Annotated in this window: 9 protein-coding genes; 6 read left to right on the top strand and 3 right to left on the bottom strand. The window is 61.3% G+C overall.

Features of this window, described 5'->3' with window-relative positions:
* Nucleotides 1–99 precede the first annotated feature (99 nt).
* Nucleotides 100–996: a multicopper oxidase family protein gene (locus IE243_RS21235; RefSeq protein ID WP_191321308.1), complete on the top strand. Its 897-nt coding sequence runs from the start codon at nucleotides 100–102 to the stop codon at nucleotides 994–996.
* 252 nt (nucleotides 997–1,248) lie between these two features.
* Nucleotides 1,249–2,289 carry a type II glyceraldehyde-3-phosphate dehydrogenase gene (locus IE243_RS21230; protein WP_191321307.1) on the top strand — a complete coding sequence of 347 codons (1,041 nt, stop codon included), beginning with the start codon at nucleotides 1,249–1,251 and terminating at the stop codon, nucleotides 2,287–2,289.
* Between the two features lie 349 nt (nucleotides 2,290–2,638).
* Here the strand turns inward: IE243_RS21230 and IE243_RS21225 are convergent, their stop codons facing one another.
* On the bottom strand, nucleotides 2,639–3,055 hold the full coding sequence (locus IE243_RS21225) for a group III truncated hemoglobin (protein WP_244643306.1): 417 nt from the start codon (nucleotides 3,053–3,055) through the stop codon (nucleotides 2,639–2,641).
* Nucleotides 3,056–3,123: 68 nt separating this feature from the next.
* The gene (locus tag IE243_RS21220) at nucleotides 3,124–3,726 is read right to left on the bottom strand and encodes a helix-turn-helix transcriptional regulator (RefSeq protein ID WP_244643305.1); all 603 of its coding nucleotides are present in this window, start codon (nucleotides 3,724–3,726) and stop codon (nucleotides 3,124–3,126) included.
* A 151-nt stretch (nucleotides 3,727–3,877) separates the two neighbouring features.
* Here IE243_RS21220 and IE243_RS21215 point away from each other — a divergent pair, with 151 nt between their 5' ends.
* From IE243_RS21215 to IE243_RS21205, 3 genes are all read left to right on the top strand, one after another.
* On the top strand, nucleotides 3,878–4,480 hold the full coding sequence (locus IE243_RS21215) for a superoxide dismutase (protein ID WP_191321304.1): 603 nt from the start codon (nucleotides 3,878–3,880) through the stop codon (nucleotides 4,478–4,480).
* 490 nt (nucleotides 4,481–4,970) lie between these two features.
* Nucleotides 4,971–6,239 carry an MFS transporter gene (locus IE243_RS21210; RefSeq protein ID WP_244643304.1) on the top strand — a complete coding sequence of 423 codons (1,269 nt, stop codon included), beginning with the start codon at nucleotides 4,971–4,973 and terminating at the stop codon, nucleotides 6,237–6,239.
* Nucleotides 6,240–6,432: 193 nt separating this feature from the next.
* Nucleotides 6,433–7,218: a transporter substrate-binding domain-containing protein gene (locus IE243_RS21205; RefSeq protein ID WP_191321303.1), complete on the top strand. Its 786-nt coding sequence runs from the start codon at nucleotides 6,433–6,435 to the stop codon at nucleotides 7,216–7,218.
* Nucleotides 7,219–7,493: 275 nt separating this feature from the next.
* Here the strand turns inward: IE243_RS21205 and IE243_RS21200 are convergent, their stop codons facing one another.
* Nucleotides 7,494–8,060 (bottom strand): TetR/AcrR family transcriptional regulator, encoded by a 567-nt coding sequence (locus tag IE243_RS21200; RefSeq protein WP_191321302.1) that lies wholly within the window; start codon nucleotides 8,058–8,060, stop codon nucleotides 7,494–7,496.
* Between the two features lie 223 nt (nucleotides 8,061–8,283).
* Between IE243_RS21200 and IE243_RS21195 the strand changes: the two genes are divergently transcribed.
* A partial coding sequence (locus tag IE243_RS21195; protein WP_244643303.1) for an SDR family NAD(P)-dependent oxidoreductase occupies nucleotides 8,284–8,819 on the top strand: 536 nt, incomplete at its 3' end.

The raw sequence follows: 8,819 nt of genomic DNA, 5'->3' as shown, positions 1-8,819 counted from the left end.
TGTGAGAACTACTTCGTTTCATGCGGATATGAACCATAATGATCGAAAAACGCTCTAAAGCAAGGCAGGGGTCATGGCGCAGCGAAAGGATCAGCCGGCATGGCCGGCATGCCGATGATGAACCATTCCGGTATGGGACATGGCGACATGGGCAAGATGCCGATGGCGGGGATGCCCGGCATGCAAATGGCCGCGATGGACCTCAACGACATCGACTACGACGCCTATCTCGCCAACGATCGGACGCTCGACGACCCCGAGATCGTGCGCGTTGAAAGGAGCGGCCGCGTGCGCCTGCGTATCATCAATGGCGCAACCGCGACGGGTTTCACGATCGACACCGGCGCGCTCAAGGGCACACTGCTCGCAGTCGACGGTCAGGACGTCCTGCCGATCTCCGCCTCGATCTTCCCGGTCAGCATGGGCCAACGCCTCGACATCGCCCTGTCGCTGCCGCCGGGAGAAGGCGCCTATCCCGTCCTTGCGCTACGCGAGGGCGCGGTAGAACGAACAGGGGTGATCCTGGCCACGTCCGGGTCTACGGTGAAACGACTTGCCAGTACCGGTGACGCTGCCGGGCCGATCGTCGGGTCTGAGCTCGAACAGCGGCTACGCGCGCGCAATCCCCTCGACGCGAAGCCGGCGGATCGCCGGTTCACCCTCACGCTCACAGGCCAGATGCTAGGCTACGCCTGGTCTATCGAGGGCGGCGATGAGCTGCGCGCGCGCCGGCGCCAGCGCATCGAGATCACCATGCGCAATGCCTCGATGATGTCGCATCCTATGCATCTGCACGGCCACCATTTCCAGGTGATCGCCATTAACGGTGCCAAGCGCGCGGGCGCAGTCCGCGATACGGTCCTGGTGCCGCCAGGCGACTCGATGACGATCGTCTTCGACGCCAACAATCCCGGCACATGGCCGTTGCATTGCCATCACCTGTACCACATGGCGACCGGCATGATGGCATACGTGACTTACGAGGATCTCGGCTAGACCGCGATACCTGATGCCGGCGCCCTCGTCGGCATCAGGGCCGTCGGCTCGCCTGCAACCCGATCCGGGCTTCTTTTCGGCGCTGCCGCCCTGGCGCGAGCGCGCAGCCCGCGGCATGGGCGACCTGCCGCAACCTTAACCTTGATCAAAGTTAAGCGCGCCGGACGCTGGCAATCAGGTGGCACGCTCCCGCCAAGGCCCCAACCAAGCTGCGGCGACGTGATCTCCGTAACTTGTCGAAGGATATCCGCAATGACACAGCGCAATCCCGTCCGCGTCGCGGTGAACGGCTTCGGCGTAATCGGCAAGCGCGTGGTCGACGCCGTACGCGTCCAGGATGACATGGAGCTCGTCGGGGTGTCTGATATTGCCAGCGACTGGCGTCTGCGCTCGCTAGAACAGAAGGCGATCCCGTTCTACGCGGCCTCCGATGAGACGGTTGGCCCGATGAGGGACGCCGGCTTGCCGGTCGCCGGCACGCTCGATGCGCTGCTCCAGACGGCGGACATCGTGGTCGACTGCACGCCCAAGCGCGTCGCCGCGACCAACGTCGAACGGTACCGCGCCCAAGGCATCAAGTTCATCGTCCATGGCGGCGAGAAACACGCCGTGACCGGACACTCTTTCGTCGCAGAAAGCTCCTTTGCAAGCGCGATCGGCCGCCAATCGACGCGCGTCGTGTCCTGCAATACGACCTCCATCGTCCGCACGCTTTCCGCCCTGAAGCGCGCCGGCCTCCTGAAACACGCGCGCGGCACACTGCTGAGGCGCGCTACCGATCCGTGGGAGAGCCATAAAGGCGGGATCATGAACACGCTCGTGCCCGAGCCCGAGATCCCGAGTCATCAGGGACCCGATGCCCAGAGCGTCGATCCCGACCTCGATGTGGTGACCATGGCCGTCAAGGTTCCCGAGACGTTGGCGCATCTCCACTACTGGTCCGTCCAGTTGACCCGCGCGGCCGAAAAAGAGGAGGTCCTCGACGCTTTCCGTGCTTCGTCGCGGATCGCCCTGATCCGAACCACGGACGGGCTCACCGCGATCAATACCGTGAAGGAGCTGATGGCCGACCTCGGCCGGCCGCACGACAATCTCTACGAGGTGGCGCTCTGGGAAGACATGCTGCGCACGAAAGGCGACGAGCTGTTTTACGCCTACATGGTCGACAACCAGGCGATCGTCATTCCCGAGACGATCGATGCGGTCCGCGCTCTGACCGGCCTCGCATCGGATGCCGCGTCTTCGATCGCGCTGACGAACGCCTCGCTCGGCATCCGGCAGCGGTTCTTCTGACGCGATGCGCGGCGTCGGCCGATAGCCGCGGCCAAAGCGTGTGAGCTCCCGGCTCTTCAACATCGTCGCCGCCGCAATCTCATTGACGCCGCGTTATCTCGCCGAGCGGCGCCGCGGCGTCACCGCGCCTCGGCCTTGCCGGTTCGCCCTGCGCCAGACGTTCGATGATCTCGGCGGAACCTTCATCGGGATCGGTCAGGCCCGCGGCATGCGCCCTGACCTGTCCCGGACTATCTCAAGCAACTGCGCGACCTGCGCGAACGTGCCCGGCCATTCTCCGCGGCAGAGGCGAAGGCGGAGTTCGAGGGCGCGTTGCGCCCGGCCCTCGAGCAGGCAGGGCGTGACATCGTTAATTTGTTCCACCGGCGTGAGGCGGTCGATAATCTTTCCGTTCCAGCGGTTTGAGATGCACCAGATTTTGCCCGCGATGCATGTGGACGTTGAGGCGGAATGAGTTTCCAACCCGCTCCGACCGCTCGATAAAAAGCGCCGCGATGTCGGGCGGGCACAGTTCGGTCACGGTGAAGCGAAAAAGCGCCAGCCAACGCTGGAAATGCACATCGCCCAGTTCCGTCAACGCAAGATGCTTTGGCATTGGCCGGCCATGATAGCGCCCGCTACCAAGCAGCATCGAGCTCCAGAAATCCGTAATGGTATCCAGATGTGCCTGCCACTGCTCATCCGCAACGGCATTCCGGAACACCGGTCCGATGATATCGTCTACCCGTGCCAGCGCGTAGAACCGACTGACAACGGCGCGGATCATAGCTTCGTCCAGCCCAGCTGGAACCGATGAGCCAGCACGGCGGATGCGGGATGACGGCGACGGCGTGCTCATCCATCCACCTCGCGGATGACATAGGTGCAGCGCCGCCCGCCATTGACGATATGCTCGGTGCGCTCGACATGGGCTCCGGGTCCAAGGACAGCCCTGAACACTTGAAGCTCCGCCCGACAAAAGCCCTGGCAAGACTTTGCGGCCGCACAGATCGGGCAATGGTTCTCGATGAGGATGATCGACCCGTCTTCCGCCTCGTTCCAGTGCGCCATGTACCCCTCGGCCGAGCGAAGATCGGCTAGGGCCGCAACGCGGCCAGAAAGGCTTTCCCGACCTGCCATCGCAGCTTCATAGCCAGCCCGCGTGTCGTCTTCCCGGCGGGCAATGATTGCGTCCAGTGCGGTCTGGCCAAGACTTTCACGCACGATCTCGAGCAACTGCACGGTAAGCGCGGCATGCGTATCCGGAAAGCGTGTCTCCGCAGCAGGGGTCAGCTCCCAGCGCTGGATCGGACGCCCGACCCCAGATGGAGCGCTGCTGGCGGCAACCAGCCCCTCGTCTGCGAGGCGTACCAACTGCTGGCGTGCCGCCTCTCCGGATGTTCCAAGCCGCTGGCCGAGGTCCGCGGCGGTCAGCGCGCCATGCATTTTCAGCGCCATCAGAATGCGGTCCGCCGGCGTGCGGGGCGCCCTCCCCCTATTTTCCAAGGCTGTGCTTGACATATTACCGTCAATGATTTGCAAAGGCATGGCTTGGAAAATAAAGGGCCGTGCGCAGATTGCAAGCGGGGTCCCTGAGAGGAGTATCATCATGGCTTTCGAACTACCCGCTCTGCCCTACACTCACTCCGCTCTTGCCGACCGCGGCATGAGCCAGGAAACGCTCGAGCTGCATCACGACAAGCATCATCAGGCCTATGTCACGGCGCTGAACGGGTTCGTTGAGAAAGACGCTGCTCTTCAGGGCAAGTCTCTGGAAGAAATCATCACATTCGCCACTGGCAAGGCCGACTATGTGCCAGTCTTCAACAATGCCGGACAGCACTGGAACCATATACACTTCTGGAATGCGCTGTCGCCGAATGGCGGCAAGCTGCCTGGGAAGCTGGAAGCAAAGATCGTCGGGGATTTCGGCTCGGTCGATGCTTTCAAAGATGCGTTCAAGACCGCCGCGACGACACAGTTCGGATCGGGTTGGGCCTGGCTGGTGCTAGGCCATGACGGCAAGCTGAAGACCACCAAGACGCCGAACGGCTCGAACCCGCTGGCGACCGGCGAAGGCAAGCCGCTGCTCGGGCTCGATGTCTGGGAGCACAGTTACTATGTCGATTTCCGCAACCGGCGGCCGGATTACGTAACGAACTTCCTCGACAGTCTCGCAAATTACGAGTTTGCCGAAGCCAATCTCGGTTGATCTTCTGCCCTTCAACCGGCCGCGCCTAAAGAGAAGATGCGGCCGGAGGTCATACTCACCCATACCTGCCGCGACGTCGCCGAACTGGACTACGGATTTGATCTGACGCGCGAACGCGAGGTGAACCCGCTCATTGCCGAATTTGTCGGAGGCCGCTTCAGCCTTTATGCGCCGACGACACGCGAGAGCTACCAGAAGATGGGGCGAATTACCGATCGTATCACGGATGGCAGTTTGTTCACGGACCTGAACATCACCGCACTCGATCCTCAGTACAGCAGGATCATGATCTGCGGGTCAATCGAAATGAACCGCGAGCTCAAGGCCATTGCGGAGAGCTATGGCCTCAGGGAGGGCTCAATAACTCCCGCTGAATTCGTACTCGAAAGCGTTTGTCGGCTAGCGGCTCCATCAAATCGGTTTCCGCTTCAGACATCTACCTACAGCAGGTCGTTGCAGGGCCCGCCGCCTCCAGTGAACCACGACAGGCGTGATCGAAGATCAATCCTCATTATTGCCGCTGCCACGATTGGAATTTGTCATGCCCCAAAGCGATGCGTCTGCCGCAAAGGCTTATTGGCCTGCCGTTGTTGCGATTTCTCTCGCCATGTTTGGCCTGATCGGATCTGAATTGCTGCCAGTCGGCCTGTTGACACCGATGGCGCAGGATCTGAATGTCGCTATCGGAGCTGCGGGCCAGGCGATCACCGCAACCGCGATCATCGCCGCCATTGCCAGCCCCGTTATCATTCTCGGCGCAGGTCGTTTTGACCGCCGCAAGCTGGTTGTGCTCCTGACGGCGACGATCTTCTTGTCGGGGATTCTAACCGCGTTAGCGCAAACCTATTGGGTATTGCTGGTCGCTCGCGCCCTGCTGGGCATAGCGCTGGGCGGCCTCTGGGCTATGCTGACCGCACTCGCCCTGCGGCTGGTGCCCCCGGCGAGCGTGCCACGGGCCATGTCGGTCATCTTTACCGGCATAACGGCTGCCACGGTTTTCGCTCCATCGGCTGGACTATACCTGGGCGAGCTTTGGGGCTGGCGAGGGACCTTCGGCGCCGCAGCTGCGATCGGTTTCGTTGCCGTGATTGGTGTCGTCGCTACCCTTCCCAGACTGCCTGCGACAGAACCTACTCGGATCGACTCCTTCCGCATCGTGCTGACTCGGCGCTCGGTGGTCTTGGGAATTGTCATGGTCATGCTGGTGTTGGCAGGACACTTCGCGGGCTTTACCTATGTGCGGCCGATCATCGAACAGGTAGCGGAACTGAGCGGAGAGACCATTGCACTTGCCCTGCTCCTTTACGGGCTCGCCGGTCTTGTCGGGAACACGTTGGGCGGCATACTGGCACAGCGAAGCGCTTCGGGCGGCGCGATTGTGGCGGCGCTTCTCATCGGGCTTGCGGCGCTTACCCTGGTTTTTCTCGGCGGCTCGCCGATCATGGCCTTCGTGTCTGTAACCGTGTGGGGCTTGGCCTTCGGTGCGTTTCCGGTCTGCATCACGACCTGGACCGCCAACGCCGCACCCGATCGTGCCGAGAGTGCTGGTGCGCTCATCGCCACCAGCTTTCAGGTTGCGATCGCAATCGGCGCAAGCGCGGGCGGGCCTCTCTTCGACAATAGCGGCGCGTTTGGCATCGTGAGCTTTACCAGCATTTCGCTGTTCGCAGGCGCTCTGGCCATGCTTGTATTGGGTCTCCCGCTGGAGAGGGGCGGAAAGCTGATGTCATCGAGAGCAGGCGCGACGAGGGGGCACTAGTCAGAACCGCCGCGTTCGGCCAGTCGCAGCCACGTGAGCAGAGCTTGATAGACATAAAACGTCATCGCCAGCTCCAATCGAAGTTTGCCCATCAGCCATGTTCTCTCATCACAGCATGAAGCCAACCTGAAGTCGCGGTCCTGCCAGCTCCTCAGTCTACAGGGCACCTAATCCGTCCATGAAGAGGTCCGAGATGTCTACGAAGAAGTTAATCGGTGCATTGGCCGTCGCCTTGATCAGCTCGTCTGCATTTTCTGCTGACAACGTGCTCGCGCCCACAGGCGCCCTCAGGGCCGTTTACCTGGCTGGGAACCCGGTCCAAGCCATTAGGGATGCTCACACCGGCCAAGTTTCAGGCGTGTCTGCCGACATAGCCAAGGAACTGGCGGCAAGAGCAGAGGTACCTCTGCAGTTTGAGGGCTTACAGGGAATTGCGGCCGTAATTGACGCGGTTTCAGAGGGCAAAGCCGATATTGGCTTCTTGGCACCTGATCCGTCGCGGGAAGGCAAGGTTGTCTTCTCCCAAGTGTACCTGCGTAATCCTCAGAGCGTCGTCGTTCCCTTGGGGTCACCTATCAAGAGCCTTGAAGACCTGAAGAGCGGCAGTTTCAGGATCGGTGTTACAAAGGGCGATTCCATCGCCAACTTCCTCAGGCGGAATTACTCGCACCTCCGGCTTGTAGAGGTCGAAGGTGCCTCCACGGCGGCTGCGCTCGAGCTACTGCGTTCGGGCCATATCGATGCGTTTGCTGCCAACAATACCCGGCTTCAGGCAATCGCAGCCGAAGACACGAGTATGGCTCAAATTGAAGGAAGCATCACCGGCGTACCGCAGGCCATCGCCGTGTCAGCGAGCAATCCGGCGGCGTTGGAAAAGGTGAATGCGTTCATTGACGCTGTCCGGGGCGATGGCCGGCTGCAGACTTGGATCACAAAAGCGAGAAACGGCACGGTCATGGAGCCTGCAAAGCAAAACTAGTCCTGAGGCCTAACACTCAGAATTTAGTCATCTCGGTCTCCATTGATACATGAATGAAGGCCACTTCCTACGGCGTTTCCGCTCTTCCCTCAAATGTGCTGCGGTCTTATTCGCAGGCATGATGTTGGCACCGGTAACCTACGCAGCGCAGGTTCAATTCGAGCCTGGCAGACCAATGTCCGTGAAGCGATCACAGGTGGCCGTCGCAAGCGATGGAACGCGCCTGCCTCTTTCATTGCGAGGCGGGGAAAGTGAGAGCGTCACGTCAACCGGGTTCATTTAAGTAAAAGCCGCGCCACCGCACGCTTGATGGTCGCGCGGCGCGCCCGGTGCTCAACGTCGTCTCGCGCGGGCTCCGCCATGCACCAGAGCTGAGAGAGAGCTGCGACCAGCCTGACCACTTCCATCGGCTCGAATTCGGACGTAATCCGTCCGTCGGCCTGGGCTGCGGCTATCGCGTCGCGCTTGTCACGCAGAATGTCCTGGCCTTCGGGTAGCATGAGTACGTCGAGGCCGCGTTCAAGATGGTGCCATGCCAACAGGCGCCAGAGTCGCGGTCGCTCGACGAGCAGATCATAGGTCCTTCCCGCATACCCTTCGAGATCGTCCGGGTCGAACCGGTCCCTGCTGGTCGCCGCCATGACTTCCTGCGCGAGCGCTGCGGCGAATAACGCCTCCTTATCCCCGAAATAGGCGTAGAGCATCGGTTTGCTGATACCGGCTGCGGCCGCGATGCGATCGATCCGTCCGCCCGCCAGGCCATTGGCCGCGAATTCTTCGGTCGCTGCGGCGAGCAACTTTTGCCGGGTCAGCTCGGCATTTCGTTTGGATCCGGTTTGCATCGCTTCCGTATGGCTTGACCAACTGAGAATCACAAGTTACCAACTAGTAGGTAACAAAGAAAGGACCCTGTATGTCTCATCATTGGTTTCTCACAGGCGCATCCAGTGGCATCGGGCGTCATCTCGCTGAAGTCATCCTGGCTGCCGGCGACGTGTTGACAGCCGCGGTTCGCAAACCGGAAAGCATGAGCGCGATCTGACCGAGAGATATGGCGAACGACTGGTGGTCGAAAAACTCGACGTCACTGTTACCGGCGACATCGCGCCGGTCGTCGCCCGGGCGCAAGCTCGGCGACCCGTGGACATCGTGGTCAACAACGCGGGCGGCGGCGTTATTGGCGCGACCGAGGAGATGTCGGACGCGGACATCGAGGAGCAGATCGCGCTCAACCTGATGGCACCCGTCCACATCACTCGCGCGTTCATTCCCGCCATGCGCGAACGCCGCAGTGGTCGGATCATCCAAATCTCGAGCGCCAGCGGCCAAGGCTCTCTTCCTACCAGCAGTATGTATCATGCCGCCAAATGGGGGCTGGAGGGCTTCAGCGAATGCCTGCGGCAGGAACTCGAGCCGTTCGACGTCTTCGTCACGCTGATTGAACCGGGCGGCGTACGCAGCAGCTTCGGGGGCAATCTGAAGTTCGCTTCGGCGATCGCCGCCTATCGCGACACTCCCGCCGGCGCCATGCGCAGTCTCTTCGAGAGCGCCGGCGATGAACTCTACACGCTCGATCCGCAGAAGATCGCCCAGGCCATCTT

The sequence above is a fragment of the Camelimonas fluminis genome (assembly GCF_014656355.1).
In the GTDB taxonomy this organism is placed as follows: domain Bacteria; phylum Pseudomonadota; class Alphaproteobacteria; order Rhizobiales; family Beijerinckiaceae; genus Camelimonas; species Camelimonas fluminis.
The sequence above is the reverse complement of the archived record's forward strand: the minus strand, read 5'-3'. Positions and strand labels throughout refer to the sequence as shown.

Excerpts from the sequence above, each read along its gene's own strand:
- IE243_RS21235 (WP_191321308.1), top strand. The coding sequence starts at position 100 with ATGGCCGGCATGCCGATGATGAACCATTCCGGTATGGGACATGGCGAC.
- IE243_RS21230 (WP_191321307.1), top strand. The coding sequence starts at position 1,249 with ATGACACAGCGCAATCCCGTCCGCGTCGCGGTGAACGGCTTCGGCGTA.
- IE243_RS21225 (WP_244643306.1), bottom strand. The coding sequence starts at position 3,055 with ATGATCCGCGCCGTTGTCAGTCGGTTCTACGCGCTGGCACGGGTAGAC.
- IE243_RS21220 (WP_244643305.1), bottom strand. The coding sequence starts at position 3,726 with ATGGCGCTGAAAATGCATGGCGCGCTGACCGCCGCGGACCTCGGCCAG.
- IE243_RS21215 (WP_191321304.1), top strand. The coding sequence starts at position 3,878 with ATGGCTTTCGAACTACCCGCTCTGCCCTACACTCACTCCGCTCTTGCC.
- IE243_RS21205 (WP_191321303.1), top strand. The coding sequence starts at position 6,433 with ATGTCTACGAAGAAGTTAATCGGTGCATTGGCCGTCGCCTTGATCAGC.
- IE243_RS21200 (WP_191321302.1), bottom strand. The coding sequence starts at position 8,060 with ATGCAAACCGGATCCAAACGAAATGCCGAGCTGACCCGGCAAAAGTTG.